Source organism: Azospirillum sp., assembly GCF_035628975.1.
Taxonomy (GTDB): domain Bacteria; phylum Pseudomonadota; class Alphaproteobacteria; order Azospirillales; family Azospirillaceae; genus Azospirillum.
On the sequence record NZ_DASPIS010000019.1, the window covers coordinates 1 to 15,032 of the forward strand.

Below are 15,032 nucleotides of genomic sequence, written 5' to 3' on the forward strand. Positions count from 1 at the left end.
TCCACGCCGGCTATCGCTCCGTCACCGGAACCGCACGTCGCCAGGGGCAGTCCGCCTGGACCGCAATCCAAGCGCTCGTCGAGGGAACCTTTACCGTCGCCTGACTGCTCATCAGCTGCCAGCTAGGTGAGCAGTTACATCTCATCCAATATGCCCGAATGATCAAGCCATCAGTGAAAATTCTCGTGGGTGGAGCCGATGCCAAGGCCCGCCCGCAATATTACGTGGCGGCAGGAGCGGACATCGTGTTTCGTGGCGACGTGGACCCGGCAGCCTTGGTCGAACATGATTGGTCGGAGCCGCGTATCGTCGAAGATTATAGACTCCCCTTCACCGCTCTTAGCCGTCCCGCATTTCACAAACTCGGTGATGTCGCTCGATACATCGATAGCCATGATGGACCTGTTCCGGAGGGTGTTTCGACACCGGTGGGATTCATCTATTTCACTAGGGGATGCCCGCGCGAATGCGACTTTTGCGAAAGTCGTCGGACAAAGTTCGAAGCTTTACCCCTGGATGACGCAATTGAGATGCTCAAGCACTACCGTGATAATGGCATTCGCACGCTCAACTTCTCTGACGATAACCTGCTACTCTTAAAGCGTGACTACATTATTGCCCTTTTCCGAACCCTCAGAGAAATGGGTTTTGCATGGGAATTCCCGAATGGTCTCGAAATCGGTCGCTTCATGCGCGGGGAAGAACTCGATTCGGAACTGGTCGGGCATCTTTTTCAGAACACGCGTGATCCAACGACTGGTCACCATGTCGGTGCCTACCGCGTCTTCGTTCCAGTCGAGACCTTCGATCATCGTGCTGGCTATAAGAAGCTGAAGCCGGTTGAAACGCAAAACCGCATCATTGGTGAAATCCTGAAATCAGGCATTCCCGAGATCAATTTCGGCGTCGTACTAGGCCGAAGTGCAGACGATCACACCTTTCAGAATATTAAAAATGGCTATGATTGCATAAAATCAATGGTAAAAACATATGCCGGCGTCGATGCACGCTATTCTGTGTTTCACCTGATACCGATATCGCTATTCCGTTCAATGAAAACGAATTTTTCAGCAGACGAATTCCCAGAAGGATGGAATTTCTATTTCCCAATTTATGATGGTGATCATTTTAGCGCCATGGAACTTTTTGACCGCCGAGTTGAAGTCATTCAGTCGATTGACCCATCTATCGACGTAATCATGAAAACAGGCATGTACGCCTATAGTTGATCCATTCGCACTCTGAAAGGATTCCATGATGGATCTTAACTTTTTCCTTTTTGTCGCGATGGTCATGAGCCTGATCATCGTGCCGGGACCGGACATGCTGTATGTCGTAGGCCGCTCGATCCTCCATGGCCGAGCCGCCGCATGGTACGCGGCGCTCGGTATCGCCTTCGGCTATACGGTATTTACCATCCTGGTGGCTGCCGGCGTGGGCTTGATCTTTGAGCGCAGTCCGGTGCTTTTCCTTGGGTTAAAGGTCACCGGGCTAGTCTATCTCGCCTACCTTGCCTATCGCCTCTTCAGCTCCACTGGCGAAATTGAGATGACCGGGAATGCACCGGCACGCACTCTGCGAGAGGATTTTGTATTCGGCATTCTGACCAGCACCTTAAATCCTAAGGGAATCCTGTTCTACTTTTCCATTTTGCCGCAATTCTTTGTAATAGGGGCGTCCCCGCTCTGGGAGCAGGCTCTGTTGTATGGGCTCACTACCAGCATCCTATGCTTGATCATGTATTATGCAGCAGGCTTGGGAGCGATCTACAGTGCAAGCCGTTGGCAGATGACGCCGACCCGTCGAAGGACCGTTTCTCGAATTTCTGGATCGGTGCTCCTCTTTGCCGTCGCGGTCCTCGTCATTACGACAGAACTTCCTGGCAAATGAGATGAGCGCGGATCGCCGAAAGAAACATGGAATAGACGTTTGTAGGATTGAGCGAGGCGGCGTCTGACCTACTCGCCGATGGAACGTCGGAACTTTCACTGTGGAAAGAACCTTCGGATGGATGATGCGGTGGCGCCGTCTCGTCCGCGACTACGAAAGGCAGTGCGACGTGTCAGGCGGCATGACTTATTTCACTATAGGTCCATTCATGCTCCGAAGAGTCGTTCATCCATGATTTTTCAAACAGGTACTGAATAATTCATATTTCATATTGTTATTGCTCGAACCTCACGCCGCACGCGACTTCTCCAACGCCCGCATCACCGCTTCCGGTTCATGCTCGATCACGGCCAGATAGGCCGTGGTCGCGGCATCCGGCTTCCGGCGGCCCTGCTCCCAATCGCGTAGGCTGGCGGTTGGGAAGCCGAAGCGTTCGGCGAAGGCCGGCTGGGTCAGTCGCAGCCGCTCACGGATCGCCTTCACGCGCTCGCCGAAAGTCGCCCGGTCCAGTTCGGCGTCGGACAGGATCGGCGCAGCGTCAGGATTAGCGGCCACTTGCCGCGCGATCTCTTCGTCGCTCGTCGCGTCCACGGCGGTCCAGTCGATCCCCCGGAGCGCGTCTGCCGCCATTTCCTTGGTGACCTTTACCGTAGCCATGTCCGTTGCTCCCTCTTGTTGGCCTTCCGCACCGAAATCAGGCGGTAGGTCTCGCCGCGCATCGTGTAAACGCAGACGAACAACCGCCCGGCGATCATCCCGAACGCCAGACGGCGGTACTCGGTCCCGAACTCCGTCACATACTCCCGCGGGTCTGCGATATCGCCGACGCGGTTCTCCAGGACGATCAAGCCGAGGGCTAGCGGAAAGCCGTGCTTGGCCCCGTTTGATGGCGTCCTTCTCAGTATCGAGTTCGATGTCCATTCACGACATCATGCGGCATTGCCGTACCAATGGCAAACACTCATGGATGGCATTCATACCGCCCCGATCCAGCCCTCACCCCACCCCCCAACGCAAAAAATCCGGCCAAGCACCCCCCTTCGCGTCGGCTCGGCGATGAACGCGAGGACGGGGGTGCTTGGCCGGACCGTCATCGGCGGCGATGGCGCGAACCATGCCGCCGATGCGTCTACCGCATTACTTGCAGCTGCTGGCGACCTGGGCGGTCGGGGTGCAGCCCGGGTTGCCGGCGGTCAGCGCGCCGGTGATGACGCCATCCGGGCCGACGTTCAGGGCATAGTTGCAGCCGGTGGCGCCGATGGCCTTGGCCGAGCTGACCAGGGTGCAGGTCTTGCCGGCCACCTGGACCGCCAGGTTGTCCGTGGTCGGGTTCGCCGCCCAGGTCATGCTGGAGGAGGGGTTCTGCACCGGGGCGCCGATGCTGGCGTGCGAGGAGATGACCACCGTGTCGGCGTGGGCGGCGCCGGCCGCAAAAGCCGCAATGGCCAGAACGGTGCCGATCATGCCAACCTTGAAAGAAGAACGCATTTCTATGCTCCTGGTTTCTATGACTAGTGTTAATTCAACGCACACAAGACATTGTTGCTCGGTGCAAGTGAAATATCGTTCCGCTCAGGATTTGAATCAATGAAATACTTGTTTCAAAAAGAATCAAATATATCTGACTAAATGAGTCTATGTCGTGCGTCGGTATTCATTAAGACATGAACATATTCACGGTGAATAGATTTGTATTCATGTTTATACTGCATGCATATGATAAAAATATGCTCCTTGGATAACATTTAAATATATTGGATTTTACGTGATTAGAAGATTATCGTTGATGATACTCTGAATCGTCGAATGATGCTTGAAATCGCTACGATGGTAGGCTCGTTAAGGTGGTTGTCTTTTTGTGACGAGATGTATCAATCGTCAGGAAGCGTCCATATCAGACGCATACTCGCATAAAAAACATTCTGAAGATGCGTCCGCTCCGCTGGGCCATGCCGGGGCCGCCTGCCGCTATGACGTCCGCTGCCGCCCCATCCCACGGCGGAACAAGCCGGCCGCCGGACAGGCAAAAACTAGAATATGATTTTTCTCCTATCATGATCGGGCGTTTCCCGCTGAAATAGGATCATACGCCCATCAGATTGAGGAGCCGCCCCATGCCCGATTGTCTGAACCCCACCGAAGCCACCACCACCTCCGCCGCCCGCCCCGCCGACCGCTTCCCCTGCTGGGCGGAGGAGCCGCCGGTCCCGCCGGACGGCTCGCTGGTCCCCGGATCGCGCTTTCACGAGGAGCAGTGGATCATGGCCGCCGGCATGCTGGCGCGCGGCGCCTCCTTCCAGCAGGTCGCCCGTGCCATGGGCTGCAGCCGCACCACGCTGTGGCGGGCCTATTACGGTTCGCAGCCCTTCCGCCATCGCGTCTGGTGGGAGAGGCAGGCGTTGAACCGGGAGGCGGAGCTTCGCCTGTCCTCGCTCCGCGCGCTGGTGACGGAGCAGATCGAACGGCTGGTCTCCATCGGCGATCCCGGCACCGTGCGCTGGCTGGCCGAGAAGCTCGGCCTGCTCAAGGAGTTCGGCGCCGACCGGACGGACGCCGCCCCGACCGCCCCCGGCAACCGCGCCGCCGCTCCGGCCACTCCGGAAAACCCGCCCGCCGAAGCGCCGGCCACGCCGGTCCCCGATTTCGACGAAGACAGCGTCCCCGGTGCGATCCGCGAGCGCCGGCAGCCCGATCCGGACAACATCGCCGCCATCCTCGCCCGGCCGGAGACCGAGGGGCCGAAGGGCGTCTATCCCTGGACCTACAATCCCAGCGATCCGTACCCCAACCTGGGTTCGGCGCTGGAACGCAAGGGTGGGGAGGGGCCGTACACCCGCCGCCGGTGAACGGCCCCCGATGAACGGATGAAACGCTTGAACGCCGCGGCGAAAACGGTTCACGGCGTTTCAAACGTTCCATTCACCGCCAACTCACCGCCTCAGCCCGCAGCCTGCTCGATCACCCGGTTCGCCAGAGTCACCTTCTGGGCCAGCGTGGTCGCCAGGATGCGGTGCAGGACCAGCGCCAGTTCCGGGTCCTCGCGCTCCAGCCGGGCCAGGGTCGCGGCGGTCAGGCGGTGGATGGTGGAGGGTGCCTCCACCACCACGTCGGCGCCGCGGGTCTGGCCCAGCAGCAGGGCGATCTCCCCCACCACCGCCCCGGCGGTCATGGTGCGCAGGCGCAGAATCCTGCCGTCGGGCAGGGTGATCTGCACCTTCACCCGGCCGCTGCCGATGATGAAGATGTCGCTCGCCGCCTCGCCGGCGCGGATCAGCAGCTCGTCCGGCTGTAGATGCAGGGTGTCGAGCGCCGCCACCGCATCGCCCAGCCGCGGGTGCGGCCCGGTCATCCCCTCCAGATGGCGCAGCAGCGGGGCGTCACTGCCGTCCCGCCCGGTTTCGGCCAGCAGCGCCTCCTCGCAGGATTCCAGCGCATGGTCCAGGTCGGGGGCGCGGCGCAGCACCGGGTCGCCGTCGGGGTCCAGGCCGCTGTTGCGGAAGGCCTCTTCCACGGCGGCGGGCAGGGCGCTCAGCACCAGGGTGGCGCCGGCCGCCTCCATCAGGTTGCGGATGCGGCGGAACACCCCGGCCGCCGCCGAATCCATGCCCTTGATGTGGCGGAAATCGATGACCAGGAAGCGCAGGGGCGGCCCGCCCGCCTGTTCCAGCCGGCGGCGGACCGGGGCGACGATCTGCTCGGCGGTGCCGAAGAACAGGTATCCCTGCAACTGCATCGCCTCGATGGCCGCGCCGGCGCCGGTCAGATGCAGGCTCGCCGCCGGGCTGCGGTCGACGCGGCTGCGCAACTCGGCTCCGCTGTGACGGCCGCGGATCACCGGCAGCCGGGAATAGCTGTAGACGAACATGGCCAGCGACACCGCCAGCCCCAGCGCCAGCCCTTCCATGAAGCCGATGCCGGCGATCGCCAGCACCACGGCCAGCACGATCAGCCACTCCGTCCGCGGCAGTCGGTGGCGGGCCTCGACCAGCCACTCCATCAGCAGCTCGACCCCCAGGAACAGGATCAGCCCGGCGGTCAGGAACACCGGCGTCACCGACACCAGCCATCCCGCAACGAACAACCCGCCCAGGATCACCGCCGCGGTCGCCAGCCCGGCCCCGCGCCCGGTGGCGCCCATCCGCCCGGCCAGCAGCGTCATCCCCAGCCCGACATATCCCGACGGCCCGCCCAGCGCCCCGGCCATCAGGTTGGCGGCACCGGTGGATCGCAGCTCCGCATCCGCGTCGATGTCGCGGCCCTGCGCCAGTTCGATCCCGCTGACATTCAACAGAAGGCCCAGCATGCCCAGCACGGCGACCGACACCATCGCCGGCACCGCCTCCGCCACCCGGCCCCAGTCGGCAAGGGCCAGGATCTCGGTCGGCACCGGCAGGCTGAACCCCGCATCCCCGGCTATGCCCGGCAGCCAGCCCCAGCCGCGCACCTGCTCCGCCGTCAGGCCCAGCAGGGGCAGGGCGGCATGGAAGGCCAGCGCAGCCGCCAGCAGTGCCAGCGGCATGGCGAAGGGGCTGTCGCTGCGCCGCATCACCGCGACCAGCAGTGCCGCCAGCCCGGCCGCCGCCGTCGCGGTGAAGGCCATGGCCGGGCTCGCCAACTCGGCGATGCCGGCCGCCAGCCCATGCCGCCCGCTGACCATCGCCAGCGCGCCTTCCACCAGCAGCCAGCCCGACCCGGCGAGGAAGCCGGCCACCACCGGGTACGGGAAGAAGCGCACCAGCCGGCCCAGCCGCAGCCGTCCCACCATCCAGAACAGCAGCCCGGTCACCAGCGTGCTGCCGCCCAGGATCGCGAAGGCGGTGGCGACCTTCACCCCGTCCGGCGCGTCCTGCAGCCCCGCCGCCATGGTCGCGACGGTGGAGGCGAGGATGGCGACCCCCGTCTCCTGCACCAGGGCGACGGAGTTCGGCTGCGTGCTGCGCAAGGCGACCAGCAGGGCCAGGATCGCGGCGCTCAACAGAACCACGACAACCCCAGCGCCCAGCCCGGTCGCCAGCGGGCCGGTGAACAGAAGTGCCGCGATCGCCAGCCCGTTGCCCAAATTGTCGATGCCGGCGATCAGCCCGATCATCACCGAAGCGACCAGGGTTTTGCCGCGTCCGGCCTGTCTGTTCTGCGGAAGCGCGTCGCTCATGATGTCGGGTGGGGTCCGGTTTCTCTGGCCAGCTTCGGCCACTGCTGCGGGGAGCCTGATTTCTACGGCGCCGGACATCGGCGCAGGCGCGACAGTGAGCAGATTTTCCCGGCCTCAGGCAAGCTGTATGCGGTGATGAATTGTGTTCCTCCACCCAGCATTGCGCAGTCGCCCATCAATGGGCGCCGCATGATTCAACGTGTGACAATGTTACAATTAACAATTTTTGAGACGCATCATGCCCTCCATCATCCGTATCCGATGGAGCATTTTATGAAGAATGCGTACTTATTGGGCGTGCTGCTGCCCATGGCGCTGCCCCTGACGCTGGGAGTGGCGCCGGCCGCCATGGCGGCAACCGCTCCCGCGAAGGGCAGCGCCGAGCCGGCCGGCGAATCCTTCGGCAATCCGCCGGTGCTGAACAATTCGGCCTCGCCGCGCGCCGGTTCGCTCCTGCTGCGCCAGCCGCAGACGGCTCCCCGGCCGCATACCGGCCAGGTGCGCAATTACGACCTGTTCGTGGCCTTCACCGACGGCTACATCCGCAACCCGGCGCAGGGGCGGCCCGACCCGGTGCGGCTGCGCAGCTACCGCGGCACCGACGTCGACCCCAACCACCCCTATGTCGCCCCCACCATCGAAGCGACACCGGGCGATACCGTCCGTATCAAGCTGCAGAACCAGCTGCCGCCCGATCCCGACTGCAACAATCAGGCGCAGGCGGACATCAACAACCCGCACTGCTTCAACGGCACCAACCTGCACAGCCACGGCGTCTGGGTCAGCCCGACCGGCAACAGCGACAATGTCCTGGTGTCGATCAATCCCGGCGTCACCTTCGAATATGAATACAACATCCCGGCCGACCATCCGGCGGGGACCTTCTGGTACCACCCGCACCGCCACGGCTCCACCGCGCTGCAGGTCGGCAGCGGCATGGCCGGTGCGCTGATCATCCGCGGCGACCGTCCGCCGACCAAGGACGCCAACGGCGATCTCGACACCCTGCTGAAGAGCCCCAAGGGCGTGGCGATGACAGAGCGGGTCCTGCTGTTCGAGCAGATCCCCTACGCCTGCACCAAGGACGGCAAGCTGAAGTACATCGATCCGGTGAAGAAGACCGTCGACTGGAGCTGCGCACCGGGCGAGGTGGGCGAGATCGTGTCCTACGATCAGTTCGGCCCAAACACCTGGGAACAGTCGGGGCGGTTCACCACCGTCAACGGGCGCGTGCGTCCGATCTTCGCCAATGCGAAGGTCGGCGAGACCGAGCGCTGGCGCCTGATCCATGGTGGCGTGCGTTCCCCCATCACGGTGGAGTTCCGCAAGCTCGACGTCACCGACTTCTTCCAGCGCGAGAAGACCCTGTCGGCCGCCGACCAGGACCGTTTCGCCAAGGAACGCTGCACCGGACAGCCGGTCCCCTACATCCTGGCCGCCGCGGACGGCCTGACCCTGAACGAGGGGCAGGTGCGCACCGGCGTGCCGATGCAGCCCGGCTATCGCGACGACCTGCTCGTCAACTTCCCCGAGCCCGGCATCTACTGCGTCGTCAACAAGCCGTCGGCGGCCAACGCCAGCCCGGACCAGACCGCGACCTCCACCGGCGTGCTCGGCTTCGTCCGCGTGCGCGGCGACCGCGTGGTCAAGGACCCGGTGAAGGAGATCATCCGCCAGCTGTCGGCCAACGCGACGAAATACGCGCCGGCCGTCGCCAAGGAGGTGATCGGCGACCTGAACGCCCGCTGCTTCGGGAAGACGATGGTCGATACCCCCTTTTGCCCGCGTTTCACCCGCTTCACCGCCCACCCGCCGATCACCGAGCATGAGGTGGTGCACCAGCCCAAGCAGGAACTGGTCTTCTACATCAACGTCCCGCCCAAGGATGCGACGCGGACCAACCCGCTGTTCCAGGTCTCCAACAGCTTCGAGGTGGTGCAGAACCCCGACGGCACCTATGGGCCCAAGGGGGCGTCCGCCTACCAGCCGAGCGTGGTCGACCGGCCCGTGGTGCTGGGTACCGCCCAGCAGTGGGAACTGCAATCCTACTTCGTCAGCCACCCCTTCCACATCCACGTCAACCCGTTCCAGGTCGTGTCGATCATCGGTCCCGACGGGCGCGACGTCAGCGAAGCCGGCTCCGGCGATCCCGACTATGCCGGCATGAAGGGCGTGTGGAAGGACACCATCTGGGTGAAGAGTGACATCACCAAGCCGCTCAGCTCCACCGAGCCGCCGAAGGGCACCTACAAGGTGACCGTCCGCACCCGGTACGAGCGCTTCATCGGTGAATATGTCCTGCACTGCCACATCCTCGATCACGAGGACCAGGGCATGATGCAGAATGTCAGCATCGGCGTACCGGACGGCCACGGCGGCCTTGCCGGGGCCCATCACTGACCGGTGCGACCCCCTCTTCCCCCAAAGGCGGGAAGAGGGGGCCCCTGCCGTTGCCGGCCGGTTGCTGCGATCCGTCGCTGCCTCCAACCATTGAAAAATCCCCCGGTTTCCGTCTACGGTCGCGCGTCCCCTTGGAGTGAGTGCATGCGCGATATCACCCCCGTCACGGTCGCCCGCGGCGACGGCATCGGCCCAGAGATCACGGACGCGGTGCTTCATGTGATGACTGCCGCCGGCGCGCGGCTGAAGGTGGAAGAGGTTCCGGCGGGAGAGGCGGTCTACAAGCGCGGCCATCCCGGCGGGCTGGATGCCGCCGGCTGGGGGTCGATCCGCCGCACGCGCGTCTTCCTGAAGGGGCCGATCACCATGCCCCAGGGATACGGCAACAAGTCGCTCAACGTCGTCGCCCGCACCACGCTGGGCCTGTTCGCCAACGTCCGTCCCTGCGTGTCCTACCATCCCTATGTGCGGACCCGGCATCCGCGCATGGACGTGGTGATCATCCGCGAGAACGAGGAAGACCTCTACGCCGGCATCGAGCATCGGCAGACCGACGACGTGATCCAGTCGGTGAAGCTGATCTCGCGCCCGGGGTCGGAGCGCATCGTGCGCTACGCCTTCGACTTCGCCCGTTCCAACCACCGGCAAAAGGTGACGGCCTTCGTCAAGGACAACGTCATGAAGATGACGGACGGGCTGTTCCTGAAAATCTTCTACGAGATCGCCGCCGATTATCCGGAGATCAAGGCCGACCACATGATCGTCGACATCGGCGCCGCCCGGCTTGCCGACCAGCCGGAGCGCTTCGACGTCATCGTCACCCTGAACCTCTACGGCGACATCGTCTCCGACATCGCCGCCCAGCTGACCGGGTCCGTCGGGCTGGCCGGCTCCGCCAACATCGGCGAGACCTGCGCCATGTTCGAGGCGATCCATGGCTCGGCCCCGATGATCGCCGGGCAGGAGATCGCCAACCCGTCCGGCCTGCTGATGGCCGCGGTGATGATGCTGGTCCATATCGGCCAGGGCGATATCGCCGCTCGCATCCACAATGCGTGGCTGAAGACGATCGAGGACGGCATCCATACCGCCGACATCTACGCCCGCGGTCTGGGCCGGGTGCGCGCCGGCACCGGCGCCTTCGCCGAGGCGGTGGTGGACCGGCTGGGGCAAACCCCCGTCACCATGCCGCCGGTCGGCTATTCCACCATGCGGCCGGCCTATGACGGGCTGAACCGGCTGGCGCCGCGCGTCCGCGCGCTCAAGGAACTGGTGGGGGTCGACGTTTTCCTGCAATGGTCCGGCGGCCTGCCCGACGATCTGGCGGAGCTGGTGCTGCCGCTGTCGACCGAGGCGCTGACGCTCGCCAGCATCTCCAACCGCTCGCAACGGGTCTGGCCCGACGGCAACGCCGACGTCTTCTGCACCGACCATTGGCGCTGCCGCTTCCTGGCGCATGGCGGGCCGGTGCAGCATGGGGCCATCGTCGAGCTGCTGGGGCGGTTGGCGGAGGCCGGGATCGACTTCACCCAGACCGAAAACCTCTGCAATTTCGACGGCAAGGCCGGCTTCTCCTCGCCGGGGCTGTGAATCCATGGGGGCGGCCGGAATAAAACGGCGGGGCAGGGCGTCATGACCGGTGACGACGCCCTTTCCGGACCTTTGATGAGCCCGCCCGACATCGATGACCGCGCCATCGCCGACCATGTGCCGCGGCTTCGGCGCTATGCCACCGCCCTGGTGGGCAACCGTTCCGATGCAGACGATCTGGTGCAGGATTGCGTGGAGAAGGCGCTGGCCAACCGCCATGCGTTGCGCGACCCGTCGAAGCTCGGCGGCTGGCTGATGACCATCCTGCACAACCTGCACGTCTCCAGCCAGCGCGGGCGGCGGCGGCGCGGCGCGGAGGTGCCGGTGGAGGATCTGGCCGACGATCTGGCGCTCAGCGCGCCGCCGGCCGACCGCGGGGCGGTGCGCGACTTCGCTCGCGCCTTCGCCCAGCTGAGCGACGAACACCGCACCATCCTGCTGCTGACGGGAATGGAGGGGCTGTCCTACCGCGAGGTGGCGGAGGTTCTTGAACTGCCGATCGGAACGGTGATGTCGCGGCTGGCCCGGGCGCGCGAAAAGCTGAGGGTCTTGCTCGACGGCGGAACCCAGCAGGTGGTCAGGAGGATCAAGTGATGAGCGGCACCCGCAATCCCGTGACCGAGGCCGAGCTGCACGCTTGGCTGGACGGCGAATTGCCGGAGGAACGTCTGGCCGATGTCGAGCGCCACCTCGCCGACCATCCCGAGATCGCCCAACGCTTCGAACGCTACCGCGCTCAGCGTGCCATGCTGGGGCAGTGTTTCGGTCCGCTGATCGACCAGCCGCTGCCCGACCGCCTGACCCCGCCCTTCACCGCGCGCGAGCATCCGGACCCTGCGCCCAGCCGCTGGAACGTCTCACGCTGGGGCAGGGGAGCGCTGTGGGGTACCGCGGTGGCCGCCTCTCTCCTGGTCTTCGTTGCCGGCGCAACCAGCGGCTGGGTACTGCGCGACCGGATGGCCGGGGCGGGCGAGCCGCCGACCGCCGCCTTCATCGCCGATGCCGTCGCCGCCCACCGCGTCTTCTCCGTCGAGGTTCGCCATCCGGTCGAGATCGGCGTGGAGGAGGAGGCTCATCTGGTGAACTGGCTGTCCAAGCGGCTGGGCAAGACTATGCGTTGCCCAAAAGTCACACGAGGGGGCTACCAGCTGATCGGCGGGCGTCTTTTGGCCGATTCCGTTGGACCTGTGGCCTTGTACATGTACGAGGATGCGGCTGGGCGTCGCATCACGTTGTATATCCGCCCCGCTCCTAACACCTCAGGTTCGGCATTCCGCTTCGCCCAGGATGGCGGGGTTCGTGCTTTGTATTGGCAAGACAACGGCTTAGCGCTGGCCGTCACCGGAGAGCTCGATCGGGACACTCTGTCCGGCGTTGCGGAGGAGGTGTATGGCGCTCTGAATTCATGAGTCTACCCACGGACTTATCAACAGGAATGTTGCCGCGCCCCCCTATCGTCGGCGGCCGTCATCTGGTAGCTTCCACACCGGCTGGCACAAAATGTTGCGGCTTATGGAAAACGGCACTAGACCGTGACCTGTTTGCCACAACATAACCGGACACCGGATCGGGAGTACTCGGGGATGAGTTGGACGGACGAGCGGATTCAACAGCTCAAGGATCTCTGGTCCCAGGGGTTGAGCGCGAGCGAGATCGCCGACATTCTGGGAGACATCACCCGCAACGCGGTCATCGGCAAGGCCCACCGTCTGGGTTTGTCGGGCCGGCCGTCGCCCATCAAGAAGAAGCCGACGCGCGGTGCCACCATCCTTGCTCTGACGGAGCGGATGTGCAAATGGCCGGTCGGCGATCCCAAGCACCAGGATTTCCATTTCTGCGGCAAGAACGCCTTGCCCGGCATGCCCTATTGCGCCGAACACGCGGCCTTGGCCTACCAGCCGGCTTCGGGCAGCAAGAAGCGTGACGAAGACCGCAACGTCGGCGCTGCCTGAGCCGCTGACCGCTTGTTCAAGAAAGCCCGCTCTCGGGGGAGAGACGGGCTTTTTTGTTGGGTGCCGCTATCGCGCACCCTGCCGCAGTTCAATCGCATCGCGCAGTACGAGTACCATGCCGCGGTGTCCGGCAATGACCATGGCGGCTCCCGCCGGACGGTCGGGCCCCTCGACCGCCCACAGCGTGTCGCCGACGAACACGCGCCCGTGACCGTTGGCAATCGGCTCCGTCAACGTCACAGCCCTGCCGACCAACTGTCCCGCCCGATCGTTGATCCGTGCGGCGTCGCCTTCCGACGATGCATTGCGCCGCCGTGCATGGGCGATGGCGATGCCCACCGCAGCGCCTGCGGCGATGGTGAAGAAGCCGGCTTCGTTGACCAGCCCCCAATCGTGCCAGAGCGCGGTGACGAGGCCGGTCAGCAAAGCCGCCCCGCCGAACCAGATCAGGAAGATCCCAGGCAGCACCAGTTCCGCCGCGATCAGCAAGGCGCCCAGTGCTCCCCACAGCAGTGGCGACATCCGCTTACTCCCCGTCCGCGGAGGATGTGGTCGGTGGTACGGACCATGGATTGCGCGGAGCGGGCGGCGGCGTGGCAGGCGTACGGGGCGGGGTGGCATCGCGCACCAACTCGCCCAAGCCGGCCAGGGCACTGGCGACGCCGGCCAATTCCACCGGCAGGATCATGGTCTTCTGGTTGGGGGAGGCGGCGAAGGCCTTCAGCGCCTCCATGTATTTTTGACCAAGGAAATAGCCCAGCGCCTGATTCGATCCCTGCGCGACCGCCTCCGAGACCAGACGGGTCGCCTTGGCCTCCGCCTCGGCCAGCCGCTCCCGTGCTTCGGCCTCCAGCTTGGCGGCTTCAAGCTTGCCCTGGGCGATGCGGATCTGGCTCTCCTTCTCGGCGTCGGCCTCCAGGATCTGGGCACGGCGGAGGCGCTCCGCCTTCAATTGGCGGCCCATCGCCTGCACGATGTCCTCGGGCGGGGTGATGTCGCGCAGTTCGATGCGGGTCACTCGCACACCCCAGGAGGCGGTCGCCTCGTCCACCGCGCGGAGCAGGCTGGCGTTGATCGCTTCGCGCTGGCTCAGCAACTCGTCCAGGTCCATGGAACCCATCACCGTGCGGGTGGTGGTCATCGCCAGCGTCTGGATCGCCCGCTGCAGGTCGTTGACCTCGTAGGTCGCCTTCATCGGATCAAGCACTTGGAAATACAGCACGCCATCGGCGGTCACCGCGGCGTTGTCCTTGGTGATGACGCTCTGCGACGGCACGTCCACCACGGTCTCGCGCATGTCGACCTTCGCGCGGACGGAGCTGATGACCGGAAAGATGACGTTGAAGCCCGGCAGCAGCGTTTCCTGATAGCGGCCCAGCCGCTCGACGATGAAGTTGAACCCTTGGGGTACGATGCGGACGCTGGTGATCGCCAAGATGACGACCAGAACGAATGCCGCAATGACCAGAATACCGAGTTCCATCAATGGCCGCTCCTGACATGGGCTCCTGACATGGGCGGACGCCGCAGTGGACACCCTCCGCCCATCATGGGGCAATTCGCGGAGCCTGCAAATGCCGCCGCCTCAATAGTCCTGCGTGTCGTGCTTCAACCGCACCAATTCGCCATTCAGGAGCGACAGCATCAATTGCACGACCATCTCGTGGACGATCACCGTGTGATGGTTGCCGGTCTCCTGCATCGCCTTGCGCAGGGATTCGCGGACTGCCGGCACGCCGGTGACGTCGATCAGCACGTCCAGTTGCTCGCCCAACCGCGCCAGTTCCTGGAAGTCGGTGGTGGTCTTGACGCCGCGGTGGCCGGCGAGGCGCATGCCCGGCGCCTCTGCATCGAGGTCGGCCACACCCAGAAGTTCGACGAACGGGGCGGCCAGCAGCTTGCGCAGCAGGGGCGTTCCGGTCTCGCCGGCGCCGACGACGGCGACACGGAACAGATCGTTGGGCATCGGGTTCGGTCCTTTCCTGAACTGGACAAGAAAAAGGCGGGGAGCCGAAACTCCCCGCCGGAACCCTAGCCGAGCCGCGGTC

Annotated in this window: 15 protein-coding genes and 1 pseudogene; 9 read left to right on the forward strand and 7 right to left on the reverse strand. The window is 64.3% G+C overall.

What is annotated here, in order from left to right; translation table 11 throughout:
* The first annotated feature begins 158 nt into the window (after positions 1–158).
* From VD964_RS03645 to VD964_RS03655, 3 genes and pseudogenes are all read left to right on the forward strand, one after another.
* Complete coding sequence (locus tag VD964_RS03645; RefSeq protein WP_324865675.1) at positions 159–1,229, forward strand: radical SAM protein; 1,071 nt, start codon at positions 159–161, stop codon at positions 1,227–1,229.
* Between the two features lie 25 nt (positions 1,230–1,254).
* A complete protein-coding gene (locus tag VD964_RS03650) occupies positions 1,255–1,890 on the forward strand; it encodes a LysE family translocator (protein WP_324865677.1) in 636 nt (211 codons plus the stop codon).
* A 73-nt stretch (positions 1,891–1,963) separates the two neighbouring features.
* A pseudogene (locus tag VD964_RS03655) lies at positions 1,964–2,125 on the forward strand (IS5/IS1182 family transposase); the annotation flags it as partial.
* A gap of 53 nt (positions 2,126–2,178) precedes the next feature.
* Here the strand turns inward: VD964_RS03655 and VD964_RS03660 are convergent.
* The 3 genes from VD964_RS03660 to VD964_RS03670 form a co-directional block, all read right to left on the reverse strand.
* Positions 2,179–2,547, reverse strand: a complete 369-nt coding sequence (locus VD964_RS03660; RefSeq protein WP_324865679.1) for a helix-turn-helix domain-containing protein — start codon at positions 2,545–2,547, stop codon at positions 2,179–2,181.
* Positions 2,535–2,738, reverse strand: coding sequence for a BrnT family toxin (locus tag VD964_RS03665; RefSeq protein WP_324865681.1), 204 nt, complete (start codon positions 2,736–2,738; stop codon positions 2,535–2,537). Before VD964_RS03665 ends, VD964_RS03660 begins: the two co-directional genes overlap by 13 nt.
* Positions 2,739–3,027: 289 nt before the next feature.
* Positions 3,028–3,378, reverse strand: a complete 351-nt coding sequence (locus VD964_RS03670; RefSeq protein WP_324865683.1) for a hypothetical protein — start codon at positions 3,376–3,378, stop codon at positions 3,028–3,030.
* 626 nt (positions 3,379–4,004) lie between these two features.
* Between VD964_RS03670 and VD964_RS03675 the strand changes: the two genes are divergently transcribed.
* Positions 4,005–4,736 (forward strand): hypothetical protein, encoded by a 732-nt coding sequence (locus VD964_RS03675; protein ID WP_324865685.1) that lies wholly within the window; start codon positions 4,005–4,007, stop codon positions 4,734–4,736.
* A 92-nt stretch (positions 4,737–4,828) separates the two neighbouring features.
* Here the strand turns inward: VD964_RS03675 and VD964_RS03680 are convergent, their stop codons facing one another.
* Complete coding sequence (locus VD964_RS03680) at positions 4,829–7,042, reverse strand: SLC26A/SulP transporter family protein (RefSeq protein ID WP_324865687.1); 2,214 nt, start codon at positions 7,040–7,042, stop codon at positions 4,829–4,831.
* Positions 7,043–7,315: 273 nt separating this feature from the next.
* On the opposite strand from VD964_RS03680, the gene VD964_RS03685 reads away from it, so the two are divergent.
* The 5 genes from VD964_RS03685 (at position 7,316) to VD964_RS03705 (ending at position 12,984) form a co-directional block, all read left to right on the forward strand.
* Positions 7,316–9,442: a multicopper oxidase family protein gene (locus VD964_RS03685; protein ID WP_324865689.1), complete on the forward strand. Its 2,127-nt coding sequence runs from the start codon at positions 7,316–7,318 to the stop codon at positions 9,440–9,442.
* Positions 9,443–9,586: 144 nt separating this feature from the next.
* Positions 9,587–11,032 carry an NADP-dependent isocitrate dehydrogenase gene (locus VD964_RS03690; protein WP_324865691.1) on the forward strand — a complete coding sequence of 482 codons (1,446 nt, stop codon included), beginning with the start codon at positions 9,587–9,589 and terminating at the stop codon, positions 11,030–11,032.
* Positions 11,033–11,107: 75 nt separating this feature from the next.
* Complete coding sequence (locus tag VD964_RS03695) at positions 11,108–11,626, forward strand: RNA polymerase sigma factor (RefSeq protein ID WP_324865693.1); 519 nt, start codon at positions 11,108–11,110, stop codon at positions 11,624–11,626.
* Positions 11,626–12,441, forward strand: a complete 816-nt coding sequence (locus VD964_RS03700) for an anti-sigma factor (protein WP_324865696.1) — start codon at positions 11,626–11,628, stop codon at positions 12,439–12,441. Before VD964_RS03695 ends, VD964_RS03700 begins: the two co-directional genes overlap by 1 nt.
* A 174-nt stretch (positions 12,442–12,615) precedes the next feature.
* On the forward strand, positions 12,616–12,984 hold the full coding sequence (locus VD964_RS03705) for a GcrA family cell cycle regulator (RefSeq protein WP_324865698.1): 369 nt from the start codon (positions 12,616–12,618) through the stop codon (positions 12,982–12,984).
* A 66-nt stretch (positions 12,985–13,050) separates the two neighbouring features.
* On the opposite strand, the gene VD964_RS03710 is transcribed toward VD964_RS03705, so the two are convergent.
* The 3 genes from VD964_RS03710 to VD964_RS03720 all read right to left on the reverse strand — a co-directional run bounded on the left by VD964_RS03710 (position 13,051) and on the right by VD964_RS03720 (position 14,950).
* The gene (locus VD964_RS03710) at positions 13,051–13,506 is read right to left on the reverse strand and encodes an NfeD family protein (protein WP_324865700.1); all 456 of its coding nucleotides are present in this window, start codon (positions 13,504–13,506) and stop codon (positions 13,051–13,053) included.
* Between the two features lie 4 nt (positions 13,507–13,510).
* Complete coding sequence (locus VD964_RS03715) at positions 13,511–14,467, reverse strand: SPFH domain-containing protein (protein WP_324865702.1); 957 nt, start codon at positions 14,465–14,467, stop codon at positions 13,511–13,513.
* Positions 14,468–14,569: 102 nt separating this feature from the next.
* Positions 14,570–14,950, reverse strand: a complete 381-nt coding sequence (locus tag VD964_RS03720; protein WP_324865704.1) for an oxidoreductase — start codon at positions 14,948–14,950, stop codon at positions 14,570–14,572.
* Positions 14,951–15,032: the final 82 nt, after the last annotated feature.

What these genes read in the sequence shown, in the direction of transcription:
- VD964_RS03645 (WP_324865675.1), top strand. Translation starts at nt 159, where the DNA reads ATGATCAAGCCATCAGTGAAAATTCTCGTGGGTGGAGCCGATGCCAAG.
- VD964_RS03650 (WP_324865677.1), top strand. Translation starts at nt 1,255, where the DNA reads ATGATGGATCTTAACTTTTTCCTTTTTGTCGCGATGGTCATGAGCCTG.
- VD964_RS03660 (WP_324865679.1), bottom strand. Translation starts at nt 2,547, where the DNA reads ATGGCTACGGTAAAGGTCACCAAGGAAATGGCGGCAGACGCGCTCCGG.
- VD964_RS03670 (WP_324865683.1), bottom strand. Translation starts at nt 3,378, where the DNA reads ATGCGTTCTTCTTTCAAGGTTGGCATGATCGGCACCGTTCTGGCCATT.
- VD964_RS03675 (WP_324865685.1), top strand. Translation starts at nt 4,005, where the DNA reads ATGCCCGATTGTCTGAACCCCACCGAAGCCACCACCACCTCCGCCGCC.
- VD964_RS03680 (WP_324865687.1), bottom strand. Translation starts at nt 7,042, where the DNA reads ATGAGCGACGCGCTTCCGCAGAACAGACAGGCCGGACGCGGCAAAACC.
- VD964_RS03685 (WP_324865689.1), top strand. Translation starts at nt 7,316, where the DNA reads ATGAAGAATGCGTACTTATTGGGCGTGCTGCTGCCCATGGCGCTGCCC.
- VD964_RS03690 (WP_324865691.1), top strand. Translation starts at nt 9,587, where the DNA reads ATGCGCGATATCACCCCCGTCACGGTCGCCCGCGGCGACGGCATCGGC.
- VD964_RS03695 (WP_324865693.1), top strand. Translation starts at nt 11,108, where the DNA reads ATGAGCCCGCCCGACATCGATGACCGCGCCATCGCCGACCATGTGCCG.
- VD964_RS03700 (WP_324865696.1), top strand. Translation starts at nt 11,626, where the DNA reads ATGAGCGGCACCCGCAATCCCGTGACCGAGGCCGAGCTGCACGCTTGG.
- VD964_RS03705 (WP_324865698.1), top strand. Translation starts at nt 12,616, where the DNA reads ATGAGTTGGACGGACGAGCGGATTCAACAGCTCAAGGATCTCTGGTCC.
- VD964_RS03710 (WP_324865700.1), bottom strand. Translation starts at nt 13,506, where the DNA reads ATGTCGCCACTGCTGTGGGGAGCACTGGGCGCCTTGCTGATCGCGGCG.
- VD964_RS03715 (WP_324865702.1), bottom strand. Translation starts at nt 14,467, where the DNA reads ATGGAACTCGGTATTCTGGTCATTGCGGCATTCGTTCTGGTCGTCATC.
- VD964_RS03720 (WP_324865704.1), bottom strand. Translation starts at nt 14,950, where the DNA reads ATGCCCAACGATCTGTTCCGTGTCGCCGTCGTCGGCGCCGGCGAGACC.